Origin of the sequence: Microbacterium sp. NPDC058062, assembly GCF_042885375.1 — a bacterium.
GTDB lineage: Bacteria > Actinomycetota > Actinomycetes > Actinomycetales > Microbacteriaceae > Microbacterium > Microbacterium trichothecenolyticum_C.
The window spans coordinates 707991-733102 of the sequence record NZ_JBHVSC010000001.1 but is presented as its reverse complement, the minus strand read 5'-3'; the positions used below and the strand labels follow the sequence as shown (position 1 = coordinate 733102).

Below are 25112 nucleotides of genomic sequence, written 5' to 3'. Positions count from 1 at the left end.
GGTGCTCCGCGGCGGACTTCGTCCCAGGACCCCTTCTGGGCACCCCTTCTGGCGCTAGGGCCGAGAGGGGTTCCTCTCTGGTCGCTTTGAATGAGGGCCGATAATGCACATTATGTCAACTCGCTTTTAGGCCGTAGGGATTGCAAGAACCTCACGACGCTCCCCTGAAATCGTTGCTGGCCTGCGGTTCGTGAGATCGATCGCGCTGGCGCTGGGCATCTGTGGCGTCGTGCGCGCGCGGTCGATGTGGACGACGTGGCGGCTGTCGCGGGCGCTGTTGATCCCGCACGCTGGAAGCTCGCGACGCGACGCGGAGTCTCCCGGCGGTCTGTTCGATGGGATCGACAGTTAGTTTGACCTCGAAGGCGTTGAACTTCTCCCCCTGCGCTGCTCTCCCCGGTCCGGTGGGGTTCGATTGCCACATTCGGTGTCACTCGCGGGGCGCTAGCAGGCATCCATCTACGAATGTAATTGCGAGTTTGTCTACCGCGAATAGAAGATAGGTACTACAATCTATCCATGGAAGCCGCCTCGCCCACCGTCGAGCAGGTGGACGACGCGTTCGTGCTCAAGGAGTTGTTCTGGGACGCGGAGTCGGCGCAGTTCGAGGCGAACAGGCGCGCAGCACGGCAGTGCGAGCATCTCGCCGATCTGCTCGAGTTCGCGCGCGCACATCCTGAGCTGTACGTGAACGTGGACTTCGATCCACGCCTGGCCGGCGGGTTTCCGCCGCTCGGCGGCGATGCCGCACTGGCGGAGCGGTGTGCGGCTCTCGAGGCGGCTTCGCGGCTGCGGCTGACGGAGGGTGAAGTGCGGTCGTCGGCCGCCGTCGCGCAGCGGGCCCTCGCGCGACTCCCCCGCGTATGGCAGACGGCGCGCGATGGGCTCATATCGATCGCTCACGTGAAGGCGGTGCTCGCCCAGCTGCCGCTCTTCGAAGGTGTTCCCGATGTGGTCGGCGGCTTCGATGATCTGATGCGCGACATCGCGCTGGCGTCCACGGTCAGCGCCATCCGCCGGCAAGCCCGCCTGGTCGCCGACCGGCTCACGGCGTGCACCCGCACCCAGCGGCACGCGGCCGCCTTCGCTCGCCGTGCGGTGTACGTCGAGGACGTGGCCGACGGCATGTCTTGGGTGTACGCGATGGTCCCGACAGATCGTGCGCACGCTTTCGACGGCGCTCTCTCGCTGACAGCGAAGCAGATGCCTGCGGTCCAGCGCGACGGTCGCACGACGGGGCAGATCCGCGCGGATCTCTTCGCTGACATGCTGATGGGCGGCGACGTCACCCGAGTGAAGCCGAAGGTGCTCGTGACCGTTCCCCTCGACCGGCTCGCTCCTGCGGCGCGGGCGAGCGTCCGCGTCCACGCTCCCGCCGTCGCTGTGGGGGGTCTCGATCTGAACAGTGACTGCCTGATCCCCGGAGTCGGCCCGATCGACGATGCCACCGCACGGCAGATGCTGCTCGACGCCGGCGCATTCACCAGGGTGATCACCGATCCGGTCACCGGCGTCATCCTGGACATGGACCGGCGGGCACGGAAGGCCACCCGTGCGCAAAGAGAGTGGCTGGCTCTGGTGCATGGCACGTGCGCGCGAGACGGTTGCGACCGCCTCGCGATCGAGGGAGACATCGATCACCACTGTGCCTATCACGGCCCCGGCCGCGGTGAGACCGGCATCGCCAACCTCGATCCGCTGTGCGACCCGGACCACGCGCTGAAAGACACCACGCTGCTCCGACATCAGAGGCGGGAAGACGGCAGCATCGAGGTCGCGTTCCCGAGCGGGCATCGCACCACGAATCCGTTCGCGGGTCTGCGAGAACGCGTCCGCGCGCTGCTCGACCGGATCGCAGAACCGCCCGAGAACCCGCCCTTCTGACATCCGGTACGGCACGATCGAATCGGACCGCGATAGTCGGGCGCGCATGAACGCGCCCGACGAGGCTGGTTGTCGAAGGAGGAACCGTGATCGCGATTCTCAACCGGGTGATCGAGCTCGTCGAGGCCGACCTGTCAGACGACGTCGACTTCGCCGCACTGGCCGCCGGCCTCGGCACCACCGAGTACCACGTGCGCCGCATGTTCTCGTCGCTCGCGGGCATGCCGCTGTCGGAGTACATCCGGCGTCGGAGGATGACCGTCGCGGCCGCCGACGTGCTCGGCGACGGCGAGTTGCTCGACATCGCGGTGCGCCATGGCTACGGCTCCACCGAGGCGTTCGGCCGTGCGTTCCGGTCAGTGCACGGGGCGAGCCCCGCTGACGTGCGCCGCGACGGCGGTCCCCTTCGATCGCAACCGCAGCTCAGGTTCCGCCTGACCGTAGAAGGGAACACACCCATGGACACCCGTATCGCCGACCGACCGGCCTTCCTGCTGATCGGTCATGCCGCACGCGTGCCCCTCATCCATGAGGGCGTCAATCCGCACATCCAGGCCCACATCGCCGCCCTGCCCGTGACCGAGCACGTCCGGCTCAAGGGGCTGAGCAGCACCGAGCCCGCGGGGCTTCTGCAGGTGAGCGCCGACGTCGACCCCGACTACACCGAGGGCAGCGAGCTGACCTACCTCCACGGCGTCGCGGTCGGTGAGGACGCCTCCCCGCCCGATGATCTCGACGTGATCGAGGTTCCGGCCGGCGCATGGGCGGTCTTCCGCACGGAAGGCCCGTACCCTGCAGCGCTTCAATCGACCTGGGCCGCGACGGCGAGCGACTGGTTCCCGTCGAACCCCTGGCGACTGCGGCCGGGTCCGTCCATCGTGGCGGTGCTCGACCGCTCCCCTGACTTCAGCACCGCGACGTGCGAACTGTGGCTGCCGGTCGAGCGCGAGTAGTGAGCGTGTCGCTCTCCGGCGGGTTCAGAGGGACGCCGCGAGGATCGACTCGACGACTTCCCTCACGGCGTCGTGATCCGGGAGGGCGCCCGACGCTCCCGCAGACAGGAGATAGGCGCTGCCTGAAAGCGCCAATGCCAGAACGGGGACGTCGGCGTCCTTCCGGATCCACCCGACCTCCCGACCCGCGGCCAGGACGTCCGCTACCGCGGTCGTCGCATCGCCGAGCAGCGGGATGCCGGGCGAACCGTCGCCGACGCGCCGCCGCACGCCGTCGCGCCCGATGACGAGGCTCACGAGCCCGAGCATCGTCGGTGTGAAGGTCTGCTCGATCACATCCGTGGTCGCCGCCGCCGCGGAGTCCGCCACGCGCGGCTCGATCGCCTGGATGCGGATCGCCTCCTCCGCGACGAGTGCTGCGACGTAGGCATCGAAGTCCTCGAAGTGGCGATGCAGCACGCCCTTCGCGACACCGGACGCCTCGGTCACCGACCTGCTGGTGAGCGCGGCTGCGCCGTGTGCGGCCAGGATCCTGAACCCCGCGTCCATCAGGACGCCGCGAGCATCGTGAATCGCATGGCCGGTGGGCATTCGGACTCCTAGTGGGCAATCGCCCATTCATAGTGGGCGCATGGTCACTCTACCTCGTTGCACCAGCCGTCTGTCAGACTTCCGGGATGCCGCACACCGACGCGCTCGCTCGCCTCTGGCCCGCATCGGGGGTGTCGGTGCGCGCGGGCGACCTCGAACTCCGCTGGATCGACGACGGATTGCTCGTGCAGCTCGCAGAACTTGCGGGTCGAGGCATCCATGATCCCGAGATGATGCCGTTCGAACACCCCTGGTCGCGCGGCACGGCGGAGGAGGTCGCACGGAGTGTTCTCACCTTCCAGTGGGGCATCCGCAACCGCATCTCCCCCGACGCGTTCGTGCTCGAGTTCGCGGTCCTGCACGACGGGATCCCGGCCGGCGTTCAGGGTCTGACGGCGAGCGAGTGGCCGGTGCTGCGCCGTGTGACGACCGGATCGTGGCTGGGCCACGCCCATCAGGGACGCGGCATCGGCACCCGCATGCGGATGCTCGCCCTCCACTTCGCGTTCGAAGGGCTGGGGGCGAGGGAGGCGACGTCGGGCGCCTTCGTCGACAACGGCCCGTCGAATGCCGTGTCACGGCGCGTGGGCTATGAGGCCGACGGCGCTTTCCATGTCGCTCGCGAAGGTGTCCCCGTGCTCCACAACCGCTTCGTGATGTCGCGCGAGCGCTGGGAGTCCCTCCGCGCCGATCACGCCGCGGCACTGGGCGCGCCGATCGAGATGCGCGGGGTCGAGGCGTTCCGAGCGGCGATCGAGGCGACCACCTGACGCCTAGGGTTCCGCAGGTTCTGTTGGGGTGTGAACTGAGACGTCGACCTCGTCGCCTCGAAGCTGGAATCTGATCACCGTCCCGTCAGGCAGGCCCTCGGCAAAGGTCCCGCGCTCATCCGGCCATACACCGACGTCGACGACGACATCCGCCTCACGCGGAATGCAGGAGCCTCCGTGAACCCACGAGGACGAACCTGCTGGTTCGGTGATGATGAGACAGCGATTGCCGAGCGAGTCCGTCGCGGACCAGGGCTGGAGCCCGCGGAACATCTCGTGCGGTTCGAGCGTCGCCGCATCCACTTCGACGGGCGAGTAACTCGACGGAAAGCCGACCTGCGATACCGCTGTGTGGAGTGTGTGGTCGGGATGCGGCCCCATGAGCCAGGCGACTCCATAGGCGATCGCGAGGCCGATCGCCGCGGCGATCCAGACCAAGCCCCACCGTGACGGCATCGCGAACCGCCTCCGCGAGCCTCGGCTGAGCTCGGTTTCCGCCGCTGTCCCGGTCATGACCCGGTTCCTTCCGACAGCAGCACATGGACGTCCACGCTGTCTGCTCGCCAGAGGAAGCGCAGCACCTCCCCCTCGGGAAGGGCGCGTCGAACGCCATCTCCGTGTTGGACGTCCCAGTACATGTCCATGGACAGATCGGTCCCGGCCGGCATGCACTGGCGTGCGACCACGTCCTCCGTCGCACGGTGGATTCCGATCAGACAGGGCGATCCGAAGGCATTCACCGCGGACCACACCTCTACTTCCATGTACGTCCCGAAGGAGCGGAGTGTGGAAAGGTCGATCTCCATCTCAGATGCGCCGCCATCGTTCGCGCTGAACGGCTGGCCTTCCGCTTTCAGCAGTGTCAGGAGCTCCTCATCGGCGGCGGTGCCGGTCGGGTGCAGCACGGCGTCCGGCGGCGGATCCCACGACATCACGACCGTGGCGAGAACACCGGTGGTCGCGACCATCGCGCCGACCGCCAGTGCGATGAGGCCCCAGCGCCGTGTCGGCGCGGAACGGGGCGTCTGCAGTGGGGGTGGCGGGGGTGGTGGCTGCTCCTCCGTAAGGGTCGCGGTGACCGTCGGGGTCGTCTCCGGGACCTCGGCGACGGACGCCGCCGCAGGCTCGACCGGGCGGCCCGACCGTTGTTGCCCTGTCTCGAGTTCGATCAGTCTGGCCAGGGCCGCGGGATCGTCATGAATGTCGGGGTGAGGGCCGTATGCGCGCCGGCGCAGTTCGGCGAGCTCACCGTCCGTGTCGGAGCCGTTCGCGGGTACGTCCATCGAGGCCACCCCCAGAGGAAGCCTTTCGCCGGCTCGGGCCCGGTCAGGACGGCGCCGTCGTCGTCGATATCGTGCGTTTCGGGTGACGTCCCGCCGTCCGCTGGGCGCCGGGATCGTTGGGCCGATTGTCCCGCGATTCCGTGGGAAGCGCGATACCCCTCCTCGCGCGGTATGACGGAGAGGGCGACATGACTTCGGCCGCGAGCGCCGCAGCGCCCGCGGCCGAAGCGTCCGTCACAGCCCGGCGGTGTCGTCGGGGGTGCGAGTGGTCCTCCGGGTGACCTGGGAGTCGGAGACGGGGTCGACGGCGGTGTGGGTGACGACGTCCGACCGCCGGCGACGCATCATCAGCACCAGACCGACAAGGAAGATGACCACGCCGGCGCCCATGAGGATGTAGCCCAGCATGTCGAGGTTCACCCAGTCGACCTGCACGTTGAGCGCGAACGCGATGACGGCTCCGATTGCGAACAGCACGATTCCTGCGCCGATGCTCATGCGAAGCTCCTTTCCGGGGGTGCGCGTGCGCCCTCCCCTGATGCGGGACGGGTTGTCCCGCATTTCAGCCTGGTGGAGCCGCAGAACGTCAGGGAGGGGCTTGACAGCGAGCGGATGCTGCCGCCATCCTTCGCCGGATGGCGGCGCCTCCCCGGCTCACTGGGCGGGCGGACGCAGGCGGAGGCATCCGTCGCGGTGACTACTGTGGAAGGGTGCACAGTCTGTCCCGTCCTCGCGCGACGGGGCCGGGAGCATATGCCTGGGTGATCTGGGCGGTCGGCGTCGCAGCCTACGTCCTCGCGATCACCAACCGCTCGTCCCTGAGCGCGGTCGGCGTGGACGCCGCGGCGCGCTTCGACGCCGATGCCGCGACCCTGTCGATGTTCGCGGTGGTGCAGCTCGCCGTCTACGGCGGGATGCAGATCCCGATCGGCGTCCTTCTCGACCGGTACGGCGCGCGGCCGATCATGACGGTCGGGATGCTGCTGATGGCGGCGGGACAGCTGACCATGGCCATCTCCCCCAGTGTCGGCGTGGCGATCCTCGCGCGCATGCTGCTGGGCGCGGGAGACGCGGCGATCTTCCCCGGTGTGCTGCGACTCATCGCGACGTGGTTCCCGGCTCAGCGCGGCCCGATCATGGTGCAGCTCACCGGCATCGTGGGTCAGGCGGGGCAGCTGGTGGCGTTGATCCCGCTCGCGGCGCTGCTGCACGCCACCAGCTGGACCATCACGTTCGGCAGCATCGCCGGGCTCGGCGTGCTGTTCGCCATCCTCGTCTTCCTGCTCATCCGCAACCACCCGCCCGACCGCGATGAGGACGTGTCGGTCGACACTGATACCGGCGCGATCCGGGTCGTGACCTCGTCGGTCGACACGGGGGTCGGCATCCGTGCGGCCTGGGCGCACCCGGGGACCCGCTTGGCCTTCTGGTCGCACTTCACGACCCCGTTCGCGGGAACCGCGTTCGTGCTGCTGTGGGGCATGCCGTTCCTCACCGCGGGCGAGGGGCGCACGACGGCCGAAGCCGCGTCGATCATGTCGCTGTACGTCGTCGTGGGCATGGCGCTCGGACCCATCATTGGCGAGCTGTCCCGGCGCATCCCGCACCTGCGCTCGCGGGCGCTCGTGCTGCCCACCGTCGCCGTGCAGGCGATCGCCTGGCTCGTCGTGATCGCCTACCCGGGACCGGCGCCGCTGTGGCTCCTGCTCGCGCTCGCCGTGGCCCTCGCCACGGGAGGACCCGCGTCGATGATCGCGTTCGACCACGCCCGCACGCACAATCCGTCGCACCGCCTCAGCACCGCGACCGGGGTCACGAACGCGGGCGGATTCCTCGCGGCACTCCTCGCGATCCTCCTGATCGGCCTCGCGCTCGACCTTCAGGGTGCGGGAACGCCCGCGACGTACAACCTCGATGCCTTCCGTCTCGCATTCCTGATGCAGGTGCCGCTGTGGGCGCTCGGCAGCATCTTCATCGTCATCGAGCGCAAGCGCACGCGCATCCGTCTCGGGATGGATCCGCCCCGCGCGCGGCGCCACCCGCGCGGCTGAGCGCCCGGGTGGCGGCATCCGCTCGATACTGTGTCCCTGTCCGGGTCGGATGAACTGCCCGGATCGAAAGGATGCCCGTGTCCGATCCCCTCGTCATCGCGCCGGAGGTGCGGGACGCCGTCGCCTCGGGCGATCCCGTGCTCGCGCTCGAGTCCACGATCTTCACGCACGGCCTCCCGCGCCCGCGCAATCTCACGGTCGCCCTGGAGGCCGAGGCCCGCGTCCGGGCTCTCGGCGTCGTGCCGGCGACGATCGGGCTCGTCGACGGACGCCCCACCGTCGGCCTGTCGCCCGACGAGATCGAGCGCCTCTCGACCGCCGACGGCGTCGTGAAGGCGAGCGTGCGCGACGTGCCGGTCGCCGTGGTCAAGGGGCTCAGCGCGGGGACGACCGTGGCTGCGACAGCGCACCTCGCGGCACGAGCGGGCGTGCGGGTGTTCTCGACAGGCGGGCTCGGCGGAGTGCACCGGGGCGCCGCGCAGACCTTCGACGAGTCCGCTGACCTGCCGACCCTGGCAGGACTCCCGCTCGTGGTGGTGAGTGCCGGCGTCAAGTCGATCCTCGACATCGCGCTCACTCTCGAGCGGCTCGAGACGCTCAACCTCGCCGTGGTCGGCTACCGCACCACCGACTACCCCGGCTTCTACGTCGGCGACTCCGGTTACGACGTGGAGTACTCGGTGGACTCCCCCGCCGAGATCGCCGCGATCGCGCGCACCCGCGACGCGCTGGGCATCTCGTCGACCCTGCTGGTCGCGAACCCCGTCGGCGCCGACCGCCAGCTCGACCCGGCGCTGCACGACGACGTGCTGACGAGAGCGCTCGCCGCGGCCGACGCGCAGGGTGTGACGGGACACGACACGACTCCGTTCCTGCTCGACTTCTTCCAGCGTGAGACGGCAGGACGCAGCCTGGAGGTGAACGTCGCGGTGTACCGCGGCAACGTCGACCTCGGCGCCCGCATCGCGCGGGCGCTCACCGGCGACGACTGATGCTCGTCGTCATCGGCGATCTGGTCGCCGACCTCATCGTCCTCGGCGGCGCGACGCTCGAGCGGGGCACCGACAACCCGGCCGAAGTGCGTCTGACGCGGGGCGGAAGCGCCGCGAACGTCGCAGCGGCGGCTGCGGCGCAGCATCCGTCCCGCTTCATCGGCCGCGTCGGAGGCGACACACTGGCCATCGCGCTCGTGGGCGAGCTCGAGGCCCTCGGCGTCGACGCCCGGGTGCAGCGGCACGGTCGCACGGGCTCGATCGTCGTGCTCGTCGATGCCGTCGGTGAGCGCACCATGATCACCGACCGTGGCGCGGCAGCGGAGCTCGATCGCATCGATCCCGAATGGATCTCCGACGCCGACTGGGTGCATCTGCCGCTGTACGGCTTCGCGTCGCCCCGCTCCGCGCGGGCGGTGACGGATGCCGCGACCCACGCGGCAGCGCGGGGCGCCCGCGTGAGCCTCGACCTGTCGAGTGTCGCGACGATGCGCGCGCTGGGCGGCGAACGGCTGCGTCGCCTGCTGGACGAGCTCGAGCCCGACGTGGTCTTCGCGAATGCGGACGAAGCGGCCGCCGCGGAGGAGCTCGGGGTCGCGCCGGCGGGCGCGTATGTGGTCAAGCGCGGCGCGGAGCCCGTGCTGGTCTCCGCGGACGGCGAGACGACCGCGGTGCCCGTCGACAGGGTCGAGGACGTGCTCGACTCGACAGGTGCGGGCGATGCCTTCGCCGCGGGGTACATCGTGGCGGCGCTGGCCGGCGGGGACCCCTGCGAGAGCGCCCGGGCGGGCAGCGTGCTCGCGATGAGCGCGCTGCGCCGTCCGGGCGCACTGTGACGACACCGCTCAGGCGGTCTGGAGGCGCTCCAGCACGCGCTCGATGTCGTCGATGAACGAGTTGTAGCCGGCGATCGTCGCGGCGACCTGCTCGTCGGAGAAGTCGCTGCGGTCCTGGCGGATCGTGAGCACGGTGCCGTCGCCGGCCTCCTCCAGGTCGAAGAGGACGGGCAACCCTGCGTCGTCACCGGGCTGGTCCGTCAGTGTCATCGCGAGATGCGACGGCGGCTCGACCACCTTGTACTCCCCCGCCCAGTCGATGCGGTTGCCGTCGGGCAGCAGCATCACGGCGCGGAAGGCGCCGCCGGGACGCACGTCCATCGTGAGGCTGTCCTGCGGCACCTCCACGGCCGCGGTGCCGAACCACACGGCGAAGTGCTCGGGCTTGGTCAACGTCTCGAACACCAGCTCCCGGGGAGCCTGCAGGGTGCGGGTGACGGTGAAGTACTCAGTCATGGTCGTTCTCCTTCTCGGTGGGTGCGGCGGGGCCGCCGGTCGGTGTCGTGCGGGGAGCGCCGAGCTGCTGCAGGGCGTTGAGGTACTGATCGAGGGCGCCGAGACTGTCTTCCCAGAACTGCTCATATCCGCCGATCCAGACGGATGCTGCCGCCAAAGGTCGCGCGTCCAGCCGGGCCGGCCGGTACTGGGCGTTGCGGCCACGCGTGACGAGCCCCGCTCCCTCGAGGACGCGGAGGTGCTTCGACACGGCGGCGAACGTCATGTCGAAAGGCTCCGCGAGCTCCCCCACCGTCGCCTCGCCCTGGCTCAGGCGCGCGAGCATCGCGCGACGAGTCGGATCGGCGAGGGCCGCGAACGTGCGGCTCAGTGCATCGGTCATCTCGTCTCCTTATTCAACTGATAAGTACAGTACTACTTGGTTGAATACCTCGTCAACCCTTTGTCGGAGATGCGCGCTACGGTGACCGCATGCCTCGCGTCGTCTTCTACACCGCCACCACGCTCAACGGCTTCCTCGCCGACGACCAGGACTCGTTGGAGTGGCTGTTCGCCGCACCGGGCGGCGAAGGCGGCGACGAGGACTTCCAGCGGTTCCTCGCGGACATCGGCGTGCTGGTTCAGGGTTCGTCGACGTACCGGTGGGTGCTCGAGCACGAGGACCTCGTCGCCCACCCCGAGAAGTGGCCGTCGTACTACGGCGACCGCCCCACCTGGGTGTTCACGAGCAAGGAGCAGCCCGTGGTTCCGGGCGTCGACATCCGGTTCGCCTCGGGCGACGTGCGCGAGGTGTGGCCGCAGATCCGCGATTCGGCAGGCGACCGCGACGTGTGGATCGTCGGCGGCGGCGACCTCGCGGGCCAGTTCGCCGATGCGGGCCTGCTCGACGAGATCCGCGTCTCGATCGCGCCCGCGACGCTGCCGTCGGGCAAGCCACTCCTCCCCCGCAGCCTCGGCCCCGATCGACTGGAACTCACCGCCGTGCGACAGGCAGGCGCATTCGCCGAACTCACCTACGCGGTGACCGGCGGCGCTGCGTGAGCGAGCGCTGGCGCGGGGTGCTCGCGGCGCTGCTCAACCCCGACCTGCGGTCGGTGCTGGCCGAGAGCATGGGCGGCGCAGAGCCCCTGTCCGAGGCCCGGCGCCGTCGCGCCGCGGAGCGGCTGACCGAGCTCGGCCTCGTGCGCGAGAACGCATCGGGAGCCGTCGAGTTCGACGACGCGGCGGTGCGCGCGCTCCTCGCGGAGAGCCCGCCGGCGAAGCCCTCGGGGCCGCAGCGCTTCCTCACTGCCGACGGACGCATCGACCGCTACCCTGCCCAGCAAGGCGATCGTGACGAGCTGCTGCGATGGATCGCCGATCGGGCGTTCCGCGCCGGCGAGGTGCTCACCGAGAAGCAGACGAACGAGCGGCTCGCGCCCTTCACCGGCGATGTCGCGGTGCTCCGCCGCTACCTCGTCGACGCGGCCCTGCTCGAGCGCACGCGGTCGGGATCCGAGTACGCGCGGGTCGACGCGGCCGCCCAGTGACCGTCGGTCAGCGGACGGTCGGGGCGATCTCGGTCCACTGACCGAACTTCGGTTCGCGGCCGTCGCCGGACGACGTGCCTGCCAGCCGTCGGCGTACCCACGGGCCGACATGCTCGCGGTAGTAGGCGGCGCCACGGGGTCCCATCGGGGGCAGGGGCGGCTGCGACCACCACTCCGGCACCGGTTCGACACCGAGTGAGCTCAGCACCCGCGCGGCGACGCGGTGGTGTCCGCGCGCGTTCATGTGCAGGCGGTCCTCGGACCAGTACGGCGGCGTCGCCAGCTCCTCGTCGAACCAGTTGTACGCCTGGACGACGTCGGTGCGGGCGGCGAGACGTGCCTCGACGGCGTGCGACAGGAGGTCGCCGCGCCGCTGGATCACCCGCTTCAGCGGCAGCTGGGCCGTCGGATTCGCCCCCGAGAGCACGATGAGCTGGACGCCCTCCTCGTCGCAGCGGCGCAGCACCGTCTCGAAGGCGGCGAGCACGTGGGCGACGCTGGTGCGGGGGCGCAGCATGTCGTTGCCGCCGCCGTTGAACGACAGGTGCGTCGGCTTCAGCGCGAGCGCCGGCTCGAGCTGCTGCTCGACGATGGGCCACACGAGCTTGCCGCGGATCGCGAGGTTGGCGTACTCGACGCTCTCGCCGGTGGTGTTCGCCCACCCCTCCGCCACGAGGTCGGCCCAGCCGCGCACGTGTCCGTCGGGGAGCTCGTCGCCCACGCCCTCGGTGAAGGAGTCGCCGATCGCGACGTATCGAACGGATGCCACGGGCTCAAGCCTACGTCCGGCTGAGCGCGCGACCGGCCATCGTCAGCGGTCGTCGAGCGCGACGCCGCGCCGATCGACGAGCCCCCACGCCGCCGCGGCGGCCACGGCGAAGAAGACCGCGAACACGACGAACAGCACGGGAGCACCGCCCGCGACGAGCAGCGGGGGCACGACCAGCGGCGCGACGATCGACGCGATGCGGCCGACGCCGGCGGCCCACCCCGAGCCGGTGGCGCGCAGCGACGTCGGGTACATCTCGGGGGTCACCGCGTACAGCGCACCCCATGCGCCGAGGTTGAAGAACGACAGCGCCATACCCGCCGCGATGACGCCGCCCGCACCGGTCGCGGTTCCGAAGAAGATCGCCGACACCGCGGAACCCACGAGGAAGACCGAGAGCGTCGCGCGGCGTCCCCACACCTCGATGAGCCATGCGGCCACCGCGTAACCGGGCAGCTGCGCGAGCGTGATGATCAGGGTGAAGCCGAACGACCGGACGAGGTCGTACCCCTGCGTCACGAGGATCGACGGGATCCAGATGAACGCGCCGTAGTACGAGAAGTTGACGCAGAACCACACCAGCCACAGACATGCGGTGCGGACGCGGAACTCGGCCGACCACAGCGTGCCGAGCCGCTGACCCAGCGAGGTCGCGGCGGCGGGGGGAACCGTGGGCCGCCCCGACGCGGGCACCGCGGCGGCGCCTGCGGCATCCTCGAAGGAGCGCACGACCGACTCCGCCTGACCGAAGCGCCCGCGCCGCTCGAGCCAGCGCGCCGACTCGGGCAGGCCCCAGCGCACGATGAGCGCGTACGCCGCGGGGATCGCACCCAGCGCGAACGCCCAGCGCCAGCCGTTCTCCGATGCCGGGATCACGAAGTAGCCGATCAGTGCGGCCAGGGTCCACCCGACGGCCCAGAAGGCCTCGAGGATCACGATCAGGCGCCCGCGCATACGCGCGGGAGCGAACTCGCTCACGTACGTGCTCGCGACCGGCAGCTCGGCGCCGAGCCCCAGCCCCACGAGGAATCGCAGCACGAGGAGTGCGGCCAGGCCGCCGACGAGCGCGCTCGCACCCGTCGCGACCCCGTAGACGAGGAGGGTCAGCGCGAACACCTGGCGGCGCCCGAACCGGTCTGCAAGAAGTCCGCCGACGCTCGCGCCGATCGCCATGCCCACGAACCCGACCGAGGCGATCCAGCTGGCCTCGGTCGGCGTCAGACTCCACTGGGCCGCGAGCGCCGCGATGATGAAGGAGATGAGCCCGACGTCCATCGCGTCCAGCGCCCACCCGATCCCCGATCCGGTGAGCACGCGCAGGTGCCTGCGGGTGAACGGCAGGCGGTCGAGGCGCTCCGAGAGCGTCGACGACGCGCGGGTTGCGGCATCCGTCATAGCGTCATGCTACGGATGCCGGAACCCGGGCGGGGCTCACGACAGCATGTCGCGCACGCGAGGCACGACCTCGGTGCCGAACAGCTCGATCGAGCGCATCATCTTCTCGTGCGACAGCGTGCCCGTCGAGAACTTCATGTCGAAGCGGGACGCGCCGAGCGTCTGCACCGTGTCGGCGATCTTGCGGGCGACGGTCTCGGGCGAGCCCACGTAGAGCGCACCCTCGGGTCCGACGTCGTGCTGGAAGCGCAGGCGGTTGTACGTCGGCCAGCCGCGTTCGCGCCCGATGGAGTTGTTCATCGCCTCGAAGCCCTCGTACGCCTCGTCCCACGCCTGCTGATCCGTCTCGGCGACGTGGCCCGGCGAGTGCACCCCGACCGGCAGCTGCGGCTGCTCGAAAGTGTCGAGCGACCGGCGGTACAGCTCGGCGAAGCGCGCGAAGCGCCCGGCCGGCCCGCCGATGATCGCGAGCATGAGGCCGTACCCGTAGCGTGCGGCGCGCACCGCCGACTCCGGGGTGCCGCCGACGCCGACCCACGCGCGCAGGCCGTTCTCGGTCTTGGGGAACACGTCTGCGGCATCGAGGGACGCCCGCAGGGTTCCGTCCCACGTGACGGGCTTCTCGGTCAGGAGGTGCGAGAAGAGGTCGAGCTTCTCGTCGAACAGCGTCTCGTAATCGCGGAGGTCGTAGCCGAACAGCGGGAACGACTCGATGAACGACCCCCGGCCGAGGATGACCTCGGCGCGGCCGTTCGAGACCGCATCCAGGGTCGCGAACCGCTCGAAGACGCGCACCGGGTCATCGCTCGACAGCACGGTGACGGCGGTTCCGAGATGGATGCGCTCCGTGCGCGCCGCGGCGGCGGCGAGCACGATCTCGGGACTGGACACCGCGAACTCGCGGCGGTGGTGCTCCCCCACGCCGAAGAACGACAGTCCGACGCGATCGGCGAGCACCGCCTGCTCGACGACATTGCGGATCGTCTGCGCGCCGGTGATCAGCTCGCCGGAGGCGTCGCGGGTCACGTCGCCGAAGGTGTCGAGTCCGAGCTCGATCGTGGCGGGATCGACAGAGGTCATGTGTGCTTCTCCTTCTATGCGCTTGCATGAACCGGCGGAGCGGTCGCGGCATTCCCGCGACGCCCGGACCCCGCGAGCGTAGCGTGGAGGCATGATCCCGTTCGCGGATCGCCGGTCCGCCGGGCGCGAGCTCGCCGCAGAGCTCGAACGATGGCGGGGAACGGATGCCGTGGTCCTCGGCATCCCGCGGGGCGGCGTCGTCGTGGCCGCGGCCGTCGCCGACGCGCTCGGACTCGAGCTCGACGCGGTCGTCGTGCGCAAGCTCGGCGCCTCGGGTCATGAGGAGTACGCCGTGGGCGCGATCGCCGAGGGCGTGCGCATCGTCACGCCGGGCGCGATGAGGTGGGCGGGGATGACACCGCGCGATCTCGAGCGCGTGGAGGCGGCGGAGCGCGACGAGCTGGCACGGCGGACGGATGCCTTCGGCTCGGCGTCCGTCGAACTGTCGGGGCGGACCGCGATCGTCGTCGACGACGGCGTGGCCACCGGCGCGACCGCGATCGCCGCGTGCCGCGCGCTGCGCGCCCGCGACCCGGAGCGGGTCGTGCTGGCCGTCCCCGTCGCCCCGGAGCAGTGGGAGCCGCCGGCGGACGCCGTGGACGAGTTCGTGTGCCCCTACCGCGAAGCCGACTTCTGGGCCGTCGGCCAGTACTACGACGACTTCCGCCAGACGACGGACGCCGAAGTCGTGGCGCTGCTGCGCGCCGCCTCGACAGGCTCAGCGACCGACGAGGACGCCGGCCGCTGAGCCTGCCGAAGGGTCAGCGCGAGAGCGCGGACCGCAGGGTGTCGAGTCCGACACCGCCGAGGTCGAGCGCGCGCTTGTGGAACTGCTTGATCGAGAAGGCGTCGCCCTCGCGCTCGGCGACCTCGTCGCGCAGCTGCTCCCAGATGCGCTGGCCGACCTTGTACGACGGCGCCTGGCCCGGCCAGCCGAGGTAGCGGTTGACCTCGAACTTCACGAACTCGTCGGGCATGTTGACGTTGCGCAGCATGAACTCGAGCGCGAAGTCGGCGTCCCACGGACCCTGGCCGTCGGGACGCGGCTTCTCGAGGTGCACGCCGATGTCGAGCACGACGCGGGCGGCGCGCATGCGCTGGCCGTCGAGCATGCCGAGGCGGTCGGCGGGGTCCGACAGGTAGCCCAGCTGCTCCATCAGGCGCTCGGCGTAGAGCGCCCAGCCCTCGGCGTGACCGGAGGTGCCGCCGAGCAGTCGGCGGTAGGTGTTCAGCTGCGCGCGGTTGTAGACGCCCTGTGCGATCTGCAGGTGGTGCCCGGGAACGCCCTCGTGGTACACGGTCGTGAGCTCGCGCCAGGTGTCGAACTCCTCGACGCCCTCGGGAACCGACCACCACATGCGGCCGGGACGCGAGAAGTCGTCGGTCGGGCCGGTGTAGTAGATCCCGCCTTCCTTGGTGGGCGCGATCATGCACTCGAGCTTGCGGATGGGCTCCGCGATGTCGAAGTGGGTCTTGCCGAGCTCGGCGACGGCGCGGTCGCTGGTCTCCTGCATCCACTTCTGCAGCGCCTCGGTGCCGTAGAGCTTGCGACTGGCGTCCTGCTCGAGGAACGCGACGGCCTCCTCGACCGAGGCGCCGGCCTTGATCTCGTTCGCGATCGATTCCTGCTCGGCCACCATGCGCGCGAGCTCCTCGATGCCCCACTCGTAGGTCTCGTCGAGGTCGATCGTGGCGCCGAGGAAGCGCCGCGAGTGCAGCGCGTACAGCTCGCGGCCGACGGCGTCCTTGTCCGACGCTGCCGGGGCGAGCTCGCCCGTGAGGAATGCTGCGAGCTGGTCGTACGCGACGCGCGCGGCGTTGGCGTTGTCGGCGAGATCGCGCGCGAGCGAGGCGGGCAGCTGTCCCTCCTCGGGAGCGGCTTCGGCGGCGAAGCTCGCGAAGAAGCCGTTCTCCGCGGTGTAGCGAGCGATCTGCGTCGCGACCTCGGTGACCTGCCGGCGCGCGGGCACCACGCCCTGCGAGACGCCTTCGCGGAGCGTCTCGATGTATCCGTCGATCGCGCCGGGCACCGCGCCGAGACGCGTGGCGATCACCGACCAGTCGTCGGCGGTCGCGGTCGGCATCAGGTCGAAGACCGCACGGATGTTCTGAGCGTGCGAGTCGATGACGTTGAGGTCGCGCAGGTGCCACTTCGCGTCGTGCAGGTCGAGCTCGAGCTGGATCTGCTGGCTGAGGTCGTCCTTCGTGACGACGTCGATGTCGTCGACCTCGTCCGCGGCCTGAAGCGCGGCGAGGGTCTTGCGGCCTTCGTCGACCAGGCGCTCCTGGCCGGCGGGGCTGTAGTCGCCGAACCGGTCGTTGTACTCGTCGCGACCGATGTAGGTGGCGATCCGGGGTTCCAGTTCGGCGAGGGTGTCGACCCACGCATCAGCGATCTTGTCGATCTGCGTGGGCGTGCGGGTTTCGTCTGTCATAGCACCGAGCCTAGGCATGGGACGCGGTGCCGACAAACGAGAATCCCGGTGTCGTGAGCCGCCGACGACGATCGAGGATCAGTGACCCGCGACGTCCCAGTTGTCGCCGCGGCCGATCTGCACGTCGAGCGGCACCGACAGCTGTGCGGCATCGCCCATCCGGCTGCGCACGATCTGCTCGGCGGCGTCCCACTCCCCCGGAGCGACTTCGATCACGAGCTCGTCGTGGATCTGCAGCAGCACGCGCGAGCCGAGCTCCTGCGTGGCGAAGTCGTCGTGGATGTGGAAGAGCGCGATCTTCATGATGTCGGCCGCGCTGCCCTGGATCGGCGCGTTCAGCGCCGCGCGCTCGGCGTTCTCCCGCAGCACGCGATTGGGGCTCGCGAGGTCGGGGAACGGTCGCCGGCGGCCGAAGATCGTCTCGGTGTACCCGTCGATGCGCGCCTGCTCGACCGACGAGCGCAGGTAGTCGCGCACCGCGCCGAACCGGGCGAAGTACTCCATCATGAGCTGCTTCGCCTCGGCCTGCTCGATGCGCAGCTGCTTCGACAGGCCGAACGCCGACAGGCCGTACACGAGGCCGTACGACATCGCCTTGACCTTGGTGCGCATCGCAGGCGTCACGTCCTCGGGAGCGACGCCGAAGACGCGAGAGCCCACGAAGCGGTGGGTGTCTTCTCCGGAGTTGAACGCCTCGATGAGGCCTGGGTCCTCCGAGAGGTGCGCCATGATGCGCATCTCGATCTGCGAGTAGTCGGCCGTGAGCAGCGTCTCGTAGCCCTCGCCGACGGTGAAGGCCGAACGGATGCGTCGGCTCTCCTCCGTGCGGATCGGGATGTTCTGCAGGTTGGGGTCGGTGCTCGACAGGCGGCCGGTCTGACTGCCGGTCTGCACGTAGGTGGTGTGGATGCGGCCGTCGGCTCCGCTCGTGCGGTCGCCGCCGATCGCGCTGTCGAGCGACTCGATGATCTGGCGCAGCTTCGTCGCCTCGCGGTGCTGGAGCAGCAGGTCGAGGAACGGATGCGGGTTGGTCTCCTGCAGATCGGCGAGGACCGCAGCATCCGTCGAGTAGCCGGTCTTGGTCTTGCGGGTCTTCGGCAGCTGCAGCTCCTCGAAGAGCACCTCCTGCAGCTGCTTCGGCGAGCCGAGGTTCACCTCGCGGCCGATCGCCGCGTACGCCTCCTGCGCGAGCGCGTCGGCACGGGTGCCGAGTTCGCCGGAGAACTGCGACAGCGTCGCGTGCGACACCGCGACACCCGCGAGCTCCATGTCGGCGAGGGTGTGCAGGGTGGGCAGCTCGATGTCGGTGAGGACGGCGGCCACGCTCTCGGGGAGCTCTGCGCGTACCGCGGCCGCCACGCGCATCAGGTACCAGGACAGCTGGCCGGTCGTCGCGCCCTCGGTCTCGGGCACGAGTTGCGTCGGGTCGGACTCGGGCAGCTTCTCGTCGAGGTAGCGGTCGACGAGGTCGGCGAGCGTCTTGTCGGGGAAGCTCGGGCGCAGCAGCCACCCGGCGAGGATCACGTCGAACGCGAGCCCGCCGAGGCGCAGCCCCGCACGCCGCAGCGCCGTCACCTGCGGCTTCGCATCGCCGAAGACCTTGGGGGCGTCGGAGGTGAGCCACGGTGCGAGGGCGGCCGCGAGCTCGGGGGTCCACGACGCCTCGGCGGCGGCATCCTTCGTGGCGACGCCGATGCGCGCCGGGAGCCCGCCCTCGACCGCGATCGTCACCGCCAGTTCGCCGGTCGCGCTCTCTAGCCACGTGGCGAAGTCGGCGGGCGCGAGCTCTTTCGCGACGGGCGCGAGCTCGGCCGCAGCCGACGTGACCGCGGCCATCTGCTGCTCGATGCCCGCGAGCTCTGCCACGCGCGGGATGAGGGTCTTGAACTCGAGGCGAGAGAAGATGTCGCGCACCGCCTGCGCGTCCATCGGCTGCACTTCGAGGTCGTCGGGGCCGAGCGGCAGGTCGACGTCGGTCAGGAGCCGATTGAGGCGGCGGTTGCGACGGACGTCCTCGATGTGCTCGCGCAGGTTGCCGCCGACGACGCCCTTGATCGAGTCGGCGCCCTCGAGCAGCGCGTCGAGCGAGCCGAACTGGGTGAGCCACTTCACAGCGGTCTTCTCGCCGACCTTCGGCACACCCGGCAGGTTGTCGCTCGTCTCGCCGACGAGTGCCGCGATGTCGGGGTACTGCTCGGGCGGCACGCCGTAGCGCTCGATGACGGCGTCGCGGTCGTAGCGCTTGAGCTGCGAGACGCCCTGCACGTTCGGGTAGAGGAGCGTGACGTCGTCGTTCACGAGCTGGATCGTGTCGCGGTCGCCCGAGCACACGAGCACGTGGAACCCCTGCGACGAGCCCTGCGTCGCGAGGGTCGCGAGGATGTCGTCGGCCTCGATGTCCTCCTGCTGGAGGACGCGGATGCTCATCGCCGCGAGGCAGTCCTGCAGGAGCGGGATCTGGCCCTTGAATTCGGACGGCGTCTCGGACCGGTTCGCCTTGTACTCGGTGTACTCGCGGGTGCGGAAGGACTGCCGGGAGGTGTCGAAAGCCACCGCCAGGTGGGTCGGCTTCTCCGCCTTGATCAGGTTGATCAGCATCGCGAGGAACCCGTAGATCCCGTTCGTGTGCTGGCCGTCCTTCGTCGAGAAGTTGTCGACGGGGAGGGCGTAGAACGCCCGATATGCCAGCGAATGGCCGTCGACGACGAGAAGGGTAGGCTTTGCGGAGTCCGTCACCCTGCAAGCCTAGTCAGGGCCGGCGACACCCGATCTCCCGCCCCGCACCCCCGAAGGCGACGCATGCCCGAGCACTCCCCCTCCCCCGTCGACGGCCTCGCGTGGGCCGCGAATCGCGGCATGGGCGCGCTGGCCGAGAAGATGGGGATCGTCTTCACCGAGTTCACCGTCGAGCGTGCGGTGGCCACGATGCCGGTGGAGGGGAACACCCAGCCGGTCGGCCTTCTGCACGGCGGCGCCTACGTGGTGCTCGGTGAATCGCTCGGCTCGATGGCGGCGAACCTCTACGCGGGTCCGGGCAGGCTCGCGGTCGGCGTCGACATCAACGCGACGCACACGCGCTCGGCGATCTCGGGCATCGTGACCGGCGTCTGCACACCCGTCCATCTCGGTCGCACGCTCGCCGTCCACGAGATCGTCGTCACCGACGAGGCCGGCCGCCGCTGCTCGACCGTGCGCATCACGAACCACATCAAGGAACTCCCGCCCGTCTGAACCTCCACGGGAATGGAAGAAGCGGATGCCTCGTCACGAGGCATCCGCTTCTTGTGAAGTGGTGGGGGGTCAGCCCTTCTTGGGCGCCAGCTGCTCGATGATCGCCTTCGCGACATCCTGCATGGTGAGGCGGCGGTCCATCGACGCCTTCTGGATCCAGCGGAACGCCTCGGGCTCCGAGAGGCCCATCTTCTCGTTGAGGAGGCCCTTCGCACGGTCGACGAGCTTGCGGGTCTCGAACCGCTCGACCATGTCGGCGACCTCGGCTTCGAGCGTGATGATCTGCTCGTAGCGGGCGAGCGCGATCTCGATCGCGGGCAGCAGGTCGTTCGGCGTGAACGGCTTGACGACGTAGGCGAGGGCGCCGGCCTCGCTCGCGCGCTCGACGAGCTCCTTCTGGCTGAAGGCGGTGAGCAGCACGACCGGGGCGATGTGGTTCTTGCTGAGCTTCTCGGCCGCCGAGATGCCGTCGAGCTGCGGCATCTTGACGTCCATGATCACGAGGTCGGGACGCAGCTCGGTGGCGAGGGCCACCGCGGTCTCTCCGTCTCCGGCTTCGCCGACGACGTCGAATCCGTTGTCGCGGAGGATCTCGACGATGTCGAGTCGGATGAGCGACTCGTCTTCGGCGACCACGACGCGGCGGGGGGTGGATGCCGTCGATGCGGCGGTCTGCTCCTGCTCAGTCACCATTGAATCCTACGGTATGGTCAATCGCGGACGCGCGGCATGGCGCGCGGGCCGGTGTGGCGGAATGGCAGACGCGACCGACTCAAACTCGGTTGCCCGCAAGGGCGTGTGGGTTCGACTCCCACCACCGGCACCATCCAGGCATGGATGAGCGGATGCCTCGTGACCGAGGCATCCGCTCATCCATCTCACTCCTCTTCGAGGGTCTTGATCACCTGCGTGTTCGGGTCGGGCAGCGTCTCGACCTGCTCGGGCGAGCGCAGATCGACGTCGACGGGCGCCTTCTTGTCGAGCTCGGCGGGCAGTTCCAGAGGCCTGCGAGAGTAGTAGACCTTCGCCTTGCGATAGAAGAGCACGAGCGGCACGACACCCAGCACGATGAGCCCGATGCCGAGCCAGTTCACGATCGGCTCGTTGCTCGGGATCGACGCGAAGAACGCCCAGCCCATGAACACCGCACCTGAGGCGGGCCACAGCCCGATGAGCAGGAAGTTCTTCACGGAGTGGAAGAGCACCCTCCGATACGCGACCACGACGGCGACGCCGGCGAGCGTGTAGTAGAACGCGATCTGAAGGCCGATCGACAGGATCGCGTTCTCCATGATGTCGCCCACGCTGCCGAGGAAGTTCGAGCCGATGAACAGCAGCAGCGAGACGAGGAGGATCACGATGGTCGCGAAGGTCGGAGTCTTCCACCGAGGGTGAACGCGACCGAACGCGCGCGGGATCGTGTGGTCACGGCCCATCGCGAACAGCGAGCGGGTGACCTGGATGAGCGTGGTCTCGAGTGTTGCGATCGTCGAGAGGGCCACCGCGATGATCAGGATCTTGCCCCCGAGCCCTGGCCAGATGACATCGCCGAGCACCGACAGGATGTTGGCGCTGTTCGCCTCGATCTGCTCCTGCGACAGCATGATGAGCGTCGCGATCGTGAAGATCTCGAACAGCACGAAGACGATGCCCACCCCGATAAGTCCTGCGGCGCCTGCCGACTTGTGGCCGTCGGTGGTCTCCTCGTTGAGGTTCGAGCTCACGTCCCAGCCCCAGTAGTAGAAGGCGGCGATCAGCGCCGCGCCGACGAAGATGCCGGGTCCGGTGAGGTGTGAGAAGCCGAGCCAGTCCCAGGAGAAGTTCGGGCCGTCATGGCTCGTGGTGGCGGCGCGGAAGAGCGCGAGCGCGGCGAACACCACCAGGATGCCGACCTCGATCGTCGACATGATCCACTGGGCGCGCGCCGTGATGTTCACGCCGAAGTACACGCAGGCCGCCATGATGACGAACCAGATCGCGCCGACCCCGGTGATGAGCGGCACGTTCTCGGCCTGGGACGGATCGAACAGCGAGACGGTCATCGCTCCGGCGGGAAGCGCGCCGGCGACCATGAAGATCGTCGCCGAGATCACCAGCGCCCACCCGGAGAGGAAGCCGAGCGCCGGATGGAGCGCTCTCGCCACCCACGAGTACGCCGCCCCGGCGTTGACGTCGGCCCTGCCGAGGTACAGGAAGGCCCAGGCGATCCCGAGCATCGGGATGCCGCACCACAGCAGTGCGGCGGGGGCGCCGAGCCCGGCGACGCCGACGAGGGTCGCCGTGGTCGCGGCGATCGAGTAGGCCGGAGCGCTTCCGGCGACGGCCATCACGATCGAGCCGGCGGCGCTGACGCCGCCCGCCTGCAGATCGTGACGCTCAGGGGTGCTCTGGTCGTCGGGCGCGACCGGTGAGCTGGCTTGGGTCATCGAGGGTCCTCACTGCCGCCTCCGTTGGCGACGGATGGACATTACACCCGCGGGTTCGAATGATCTACTAATCGGTGTTGCTAAGTACCGGTACCTAGTGTTACTGTCTACCAGTAGTCAACAACACTGAGTAGTCAGAAGGAGGTGCGCGATGGGCAAGCAGGAGACCGAGATGCTCAAGGGCACGCTGGAGGGCATCGTGCTCGCGATCCTCTCCGGACGCCCCGCCTACGGGTACGAGATCACCTCGTGGCTGCGGGACCAGGGCTTCTCCGACATCGCCGAGGGCACCGTCTACGCCCTGCTGGTCAGGGTCGAGCAGCGCGGCCTCGTCGACGTCGAGAAGGTCCCGTCGGAGAAGGGACCGCCGCGCAAGGTGTACTCCCTCAACGCGCAGGGCCGCGAGCAGCTCGCGGAGTTCTGGAGGACCTGGAGCTTCCTCGCAGAACGCATCGAACAGCTCCACCGCGAACACGCAGACAGCAACGCCAACCCCCAGGAAGAGGACTGATCATGGCCGCCAAGTGGTACGAAGTCGTCACCGGCTCGCTCGAGCAGAAGAAGCAGTACCGCCAGTACAAGGCGCGCATCGAGGCGCTGCCCGAGCCCTACCGCGGCGCCGCCAAGGCGCTGGACCGGTACTTCATGACCGTCGGCGGCATGACCGACGGCGTCACGATGATGCAGATGCTCGGCGACTCCGCCGACCTCTGGGAGCGCGCGGCCGCCGACGGCACGCCCGTCCGCGACATCGTCGGCGAGGACGCGTCGGCGTTCGCCGAGGAGTTCACCGCCGCCTACGCCGGCAAGCAGTGGATCGACAAGGAGCGCGCACGCCTCAACAAGGCGATCGACGACGCAGAACGAGGAGACCAGAAATGACCACCGACACCGCCATCCGGGTCCAGGGGCTCGAGAAGTCCTACAAGGACCTGCATGTGCTCAAGGGCGTCGACTTCGACGTGGCGCGGGGCAGCATCTTCGCGCTGCTCGGCTCGAACGGTGCGGGCAAGACCACGGTCGTCCGCATCCTGTCGACGCTGCTCAAGGCCGATGCCGGCACCGCCGCCATCGCCGGGTTCGACGTCTCCGCCCAGGCTCAGAAGGTGCGCGAGACGATCAGCCTCACCGGGCAGTTCGCCGCGGTCGACGAGGTGCTGAGCGGCCGCGAAAACCTCGTGCTCATCGCGCAGCTCCGTCACCTCCCCGACCCCGGTGCGATCGCGGACGGCCTGCTCGACCGCTTCTCGCTGACGGAGGCCGGCTCCCGCAAGGTGTCGACTTACTCGGGCGGCATGCGCCGCCGGCTCGACATCGCGATGAGCCTCATCGGCGACCCGCCCGTGATCTTCCTCGACGAGCCGACGACAGGTCTCGACCCGGCGGCGCGCCTGGAGGTCTGGGATGCGGTGCGGGAGCTGGCGCGGGGCGGCACGACCGTGCTGCTGACCACGCAGTACCTCGAAGAGGCCGAGCAGCTCGCCGACCGCATCGCGATCCTCCACAAGGGCCGCATCATCGTCAACGGCACGCTGGCCGAGCTCAAGCAGCTCCTGCCGCCCGCCGAAGTGGAGTACGTCGAGAAGCAGCCGAGCCTGGAAGACGTCTTCTTCGCCCTCACCGGCGAAGACGACACCGTATCCGCGAAGGAGGAGTCATGACCACGCACGTCATCGGCGACACCGCCGTTCTCACCAGCCGCTCGCTGCGGCACATCCTGCGCAGCCCCGACACGATCATCACCACCGCAGTCACCCCGATCGCGCTGATGCTGCTGTTCGTCTACGTCTTCAGCGGGGCGATCGACACCGGCGGGGCGAAGGGGTCGTACATCGACTACATGCTCCCCGGCATCCTGCTGATCACGATCGCGTCGGGCATCGCCTACACGGCGTACCGGCTGTTCCTGGACATGCAGAGCGGCATCTTCGAGCGGTTCCAGTCGCTGCCGATCGCACGGTCGGGGGTCCTGTGGGCGCACGTGCTGACGTCGCTCGTCTCGATCCTCGTCTCGCTCGCCCTCGTCATCGGCGTGGCATTGCTGATGGGGTTCCGCACCGGCGCGAGCTTCGGCGCCTGGATGGGCGTGATCGGCATGCTGGTGCTGTTCACGCTGGCGCTCACGTGGCTCGCGGTGATCCCGGGCCTGACGGCGAAGACGGTGGACGGCGCGAGCGCGTTCTCGTACCCCCTCATCTTCCTGCCGTTCATCAGCTCGGCGTTCGTCCCGACCGAGAGCATGCCGGGCCCGGTGCAGTGGTTCGCCGAGAACCAGCCGGTCACGTCGATCGTCGACTCGATGCGGGCGCTGTTCGCCGGCGAGCCGGTCGGCACCGACATCTGGGTCGCGATGGCCTGGCTGGTCGGCATCCTCGTCGTCGCGTACATCGCGTCGATGGCGATCTACCGCAAGAAGATCAGCTGACGCCGG

27 protein-coding genes and 1 tRNA gene are annotated in these 25112 nt (G+C 69.4%); 15 read left to right on the top strand and 13 right to left on the bottom strand.

Going from position 1 to position 25112, the window contains the following annotated elements:
- Positions 1-519 precede the first annotated feature (519 nt).
- Together ACFVSU_RS03225 and ACFVSU_RS03220 are read left to right on the top strand one after the other, a co-directional pair.
- The gene (locus tag ACFVSU_RS03225; protein ID WP_387137927.1) at positions 520-1884 is read left to right on the top strand and encodes a DUF222 domain-containing protein; all 1365 of its coding nucleotides are present in this window, start codon (positions 520-522) and stop codon (positions 1882-1884) included.
- An 86-nt stretch (positions 1885-1970) separates the two neighbouring features.
- Entirely contained in the window at positions 1971-2837 is an 867-nt protein-coding gene (locus ACFVSU_RS03220) for a GyrI-like domain-containing protein (protein WP_387137923.1), read from the top strand.
- A gap of 24 nt (positions 2838-2861) precedes the next feature.
- On the opposite strand, the gene ACFVSU_RS03215 is transcribed toward ACFVSU_RS03220, so the two are convergent.
- Positions 2862-3428: a TetR/AcrR family transcriptional regulator gene (locus tag ACFVSU_RS03215; RefSeq protein WP_387137920.1), complete on the bottom strand. Its 567-nt coding sequence runs from the start codon at positions 3426-3428 to the stop codon at positions 2862-2864.
- An 86-nt stretch (positions 3429-3514) separates the two neighbouring features.
- On the opposite strand from ACFVSU_RS03215, the gene ACFVSU_RS03210 reads away from it, so the two are divergent.
- On the top strand, positions 3515-4198 hold the full coding sequence (locus ACFVSU_RS03210; protein ID WP_387137917.1) for a GNAT family N-acetyltransferase: 684 nt from the start codon (positions 3515-3517) through the stop codon (positions 4196-4198).
- A gap of 3 nt (positions 4199-4201) precedes the next feature.
- Here the strand turns inward: ACFVSU_RS03210 and ACFVSU_RS03205 are convergent, their stop codons facing one another.
- The 3 genes from ACFVSU_RS03205 to ACFVSU_RS03195 all read right to left on the bottom strand — a co-directional run bounded on the left by ACFVSU_RS03205 (position 4202) and on the right by ACFVSU_RS03195 (position 5979).
- Positions 4202-4711 (bottom strand): hypothetical protein, encoded by a 510-nt coding sequence (locus ACFVSU_RS03205; RefSeq protein ID WP_387137914.1) that lies wholly within the window; start codon positions 4709-4711, stop codon positions 4202-4204.
- Positions 4708-5490, bottom strand: a complete 783-nt coding sequence (locus ACFVSU_RS03200) for a hypothetical protein (protein WP_387137911.1) — start codon at positions 5488-5490, stop codon at positions 4708-4710. Before ACFVSU_RS03200 ends, ACFVSU_RS03205 begins: the two co-directional genes overlap by 4 nt.
- A gap of 225 nt (positions 5491-5715) precedes the next feature.
- Positions 5716-5979: a DUF6458 family protein gene (locus tag ACFVSU_RS03195; RefSeq protein ID WP_387137908.1), complete on the bottom strand. Its 264-nt coding sequence runs from the start codon at positions 5977-5979 to the stop codon at positions 5716-5718.
- 263 nt (positions 5980-6242) lie between these two features.
- Between ACFVSU_RS03195 and ACFVSU_RS03190 the strand changes: the two genes are divergently transcribed.
- From ACFVSU_RS03190 to ACFVSU_RS03180, 3 genes are all read left to right on the top strand, one after another.
- On the top strand, positions 6243-7532 hold the full coding sequence (locus ACFVSU_RS03190; protein WP_387137905.1) for a nitrate/nitrite transporter: 1290 nt from the start codon (positions 6243-6245) through the stop codon (positions 7530-7532).
- A 71-nt stretch (positions 7533-7603) separates the two neighbouring features.
- Positions 7604-8524, top strand: coding sequence for a pseudouridine-5'-phosphate glycosidase (locus ACFVSU_RS03185; RefSeq protein ID WP_387137902.1), 921 nt, complete (start codon positions 7604-7606; stop codon positions 8522-8524).
- Complete coding sequence (locus ACFVSU_RS03180; protein WP_387137899.1) at positions 8524-9360, top strand: carbohydrate kinase family protein; 837 nt, start codon at positions 8524-8526, stop codon at positions 9358-9360. The genes ACFVSU_RS03185 and ACFVSU_RS03180 overlap by 1 nt, the downstream gene beginning before the upstream one ends.
- Before the next feature lie 9 nt (positions 9361-9369).
- Here ACFVSU_RS03180 and ACFVSU_RS03175 read toward each other — a convergent pair whose 3' ends face one another.
- Positions 9370-9816, bottom strand: a complete 447-nt coding sequence (locus tag ACFVSU_RS03175) for an SRPBCC domain-containing protein (protein ID WP_387137896.1) — start codon at positions 9814-9816, stop codon at positions 9370-9372.
- On the bottom strand, positions 9809-10198 hold the full coding sequence (locus tag ACFVSU_RS03170; RefSeq protein ID WP_387137893.1) for an ArsR/SmtB family transcription factor: 390 nt from the start codon (positions 10196-10198) through the stop codon (positions 9809-9811). The genes ACFVSU_RS03175 and ACFVSU_RS03170 overlap by 8 nt, the downstream gene beginning before the upstream one ends.
- Positions 10199-10287: 89 nt before the next feature.
- Here ACFVSU_RS03170 and ACFVSU_RS03165 point away from each other — a divergent pair, with 89 nt between their 5' ends.
- Together ACFVSU_RS03165 and ACFVSU_RS03160 are read left to right on the top strand one after the other, a co-directional pair.
- Positions 10288-10857, top strand: a complete 570-nt coding sequence (locus ACFVSU_RS03165; protein ID WP_387137890.1) for a dihydrofolate reductase family protein — start codon at positions 10288-10290, stop codon at positions 10855-10857.
- A complete protein-coding gene (locus ACFVSU_RS03160) occupies positions 10854-11345 on the top strand; it encodes a DUF2087 domain-containing protein (protein ID WP_387137887.1) in 492 nt (163 codons plus the stop codon). Before ACFVSU_RS03165 ends, ACFVSU_RS03160 begins: the two co-directional genes overlap by 4 nt.
- A gap of 7 nt (positions 11346-11352) precedes the next feature.
- On the opposite strand, the gene ACFVSU_RS03155 is transcribed toward ACFVSU_RS03160, so the two are convergent.
- Genes ACFVSU_RS03155 through ACFVSU_RS03145 form a run of 3 tightly spaced genes read right to left on the bottom strand, consistent with a single transcriptional unit; the run spans position 11353 to position 14589 of the window.
- A complete protein-coding gene (locus tag ACFVSU_RS03155; RefSeq protein WP_387137884.1) occupies positions 11353-12114 on the bottom strand; it encodes an SGNH/GDSL hydrolase family protein in 762 nt (253 codons plus the stop codon).
- A 42-nt stretch (positions 12115-12156) separates the two neighbouring features.
- The gene (locus ACFVSU_RS03150; protein WP_387137881.1) at positions 12157-13509 is read right to left on the bottom strand and encodes an MFS transporter; all 1353 of its coding nucleotides are present in this window, start codon (positions 13507-13509) and stop codon (positions 12157-12159) included.
- Between the two features lie 36 nt (positions 13510-13545).
- On the bottom strand, positions 13546-14589 hold the full coding sequence (locus ACFVSU_RS03145; RefSeq protein ID WP_387137878.1) for an LLM class flavin-dependent oxidoreductase: 1044 nt from the start codon (positions 14587-14589) through the stop codon (positions 13546-13548).
- Between the two features lie 91 nt (positions 14590-14680).
- Between ACFVSU_RS03145 and ACFVSU_RS03140 the strand changes: the two genes are divergently transcribed.
- Positions 14681-15337 carry a phosphoribosyltransferase gene (locus tag ACFVSU_RS03140; RefSeq protein WP_387137874.1) on the top strand — a complete coding sequence of 219 codons (657 nt, stop codon included), beginning with the start codon at positions 14681-14683 and terminating at the stop codon, positions 15335-15337.
- Positions 15338-15350: 13 nt separating this feature from the next.
- Here the strand turns inward: ACFVSU_RS03140 and ACFVSU_RS03135 are convergent, their stop codons facing one another.
- Positions 15351-17024, bottom strand: coding sequence for a DUF885 domain-containing protein (locus tag ACFVSU_RS03135; RefSeq protein ID WP_387137871.1), 1674 nt, complete (start codon positions 17022-17024; stop codon positions 15351-15353).
- Between the two features lie 78 nt (positions 17025-17102).
- The gene (polA, locus tag ACFVSU_RS03130) at positions 17103-19760 is read right to left on the bottom strand and encodes a DNA polymerase I (RefSeq protein WP_387137868.1); all 2658 of its coding nucleotides are present in this window, start codon (positions 19758-19760) and stop codon (positions 17103-17105) included.
- Positions 19761-19823: 63 nt separating this feature from the next.
- Here polA and ACFVSU_RS03125 point away from each other — a divergent pair, with 63 nt between their 5' ends.
- Positions 19824-20255, top strand: coding sequence for a hotdog fold thioesterase (locus tag ACFVSU_RS03125; protein WP_387137864.1), 432 nt, complete (start codon positions 19824-19826; stop codon positions 20253-20255).
- Positions 20256-20324: 69 nt separating this feature from the next.
- Here the strand turns inward: ACFVSU_RS03125 and ACFVSU_RS03120 are convergent, their stop codons facing one another.
- Complete coding sequence (locus tag ACFVSU_RS03120) at positions 20325-20948, bottom strand: ANTAR domain-containing response regulator (RefSeq protein ID WP_109209425.1); 624 nt, start codon at positions 20946-20948, stop codon at positions 20325-20327.
- A gap of 47 nt (positions 20949-20995) precedes the next feature.
- Here ACFVSU_RS03120 and ACFVSU_RS03115 point away from each other — a divergent pair.
- Positions 20996-21081: transfer RNA gene (locus tag ACFVSU_RS03115), tRNA-Leu, on the top strand.
- Between the two features lie 52 nt (positions 21082-21133).
- On the opposite strand, the gene ACFVSU_RS03110 is transcribed toward ACFVSU_RS03115, so the two are convergent.
- The gene (locus ACFVSU_RS03110) at positions 21134-22681 is read right to left on the bottom strand and encodes an APC family permease (protein WP_387137859.1); all 1548 of its coding nucleotides are present in this window, start codon (positions 22679-22681) and stop codon (positions 21134-21136) included.
- 151 nt (positions 22682-22832) lie between these two features.
- Here ACFVSU_RS03110 and ACFVSU_RS03105 point away from each other — a divergent pair, with 151 nt between their 5' ends.
- From ACFVSU_RS03105 to ACFVSU_RS03090, 4 genes are read left to right on the top strand one after another with little or no spacing between them, the layout of a single operon-like run.
- Positions 22833-23192: a PadR family transcriptional regulator gene (locus tag ACFVSU_RS03105; RefSeq protein WP_056367246.1), complete on the top strand. Its 360-nt coding sequence runs from the start codon at positions 22833-22835 to the stop codon at positions 23190-23192.
- A gap of 2 nt (positions 23193-23194) precedes the next feature.
- Complete coding sequence (locus tag ACFVSU_RS03100; protein WP_387137855.1) at positions 23195-23563, top strand: DUF1048 domain-containing protein; 369 nt, start codon at positions 23195-23197, stop codon at positions 23561-23563.
- Positions 23560-24342 carry an ABC transporter ATP-binding protein gene (locus ACFVSU_RS03095; protein ID WP_387137852.1) on the top strand — a complete coding sequence of 261 codons (783 nt, stop codon included), beginning with the start codon at positions 23560-23562 and terminating at the stop codon, positions 24340-24342. The genes ACFVSU_RS03100 and ACFVSU_RS03095 overlap by 4 nt, the downstream gene beginning before the upstream one ends.
- Positions 24339-25106: an ABC transporter permease gene (locus ACFVSU_RS03090; protein ID WP_056367249.1), complete on the top strand. Its 768-nt coding sequence runs from the start codon at positions 24339-24341 to the stop codon at positions 25104-25106. Before ACFVSU_RS03095 ends, ACFVSU_RS03090 begins: the two co-directional genes overlap by 4 nt.
- Positions 25107-25112: the final 6 nt, after the last annotated feature.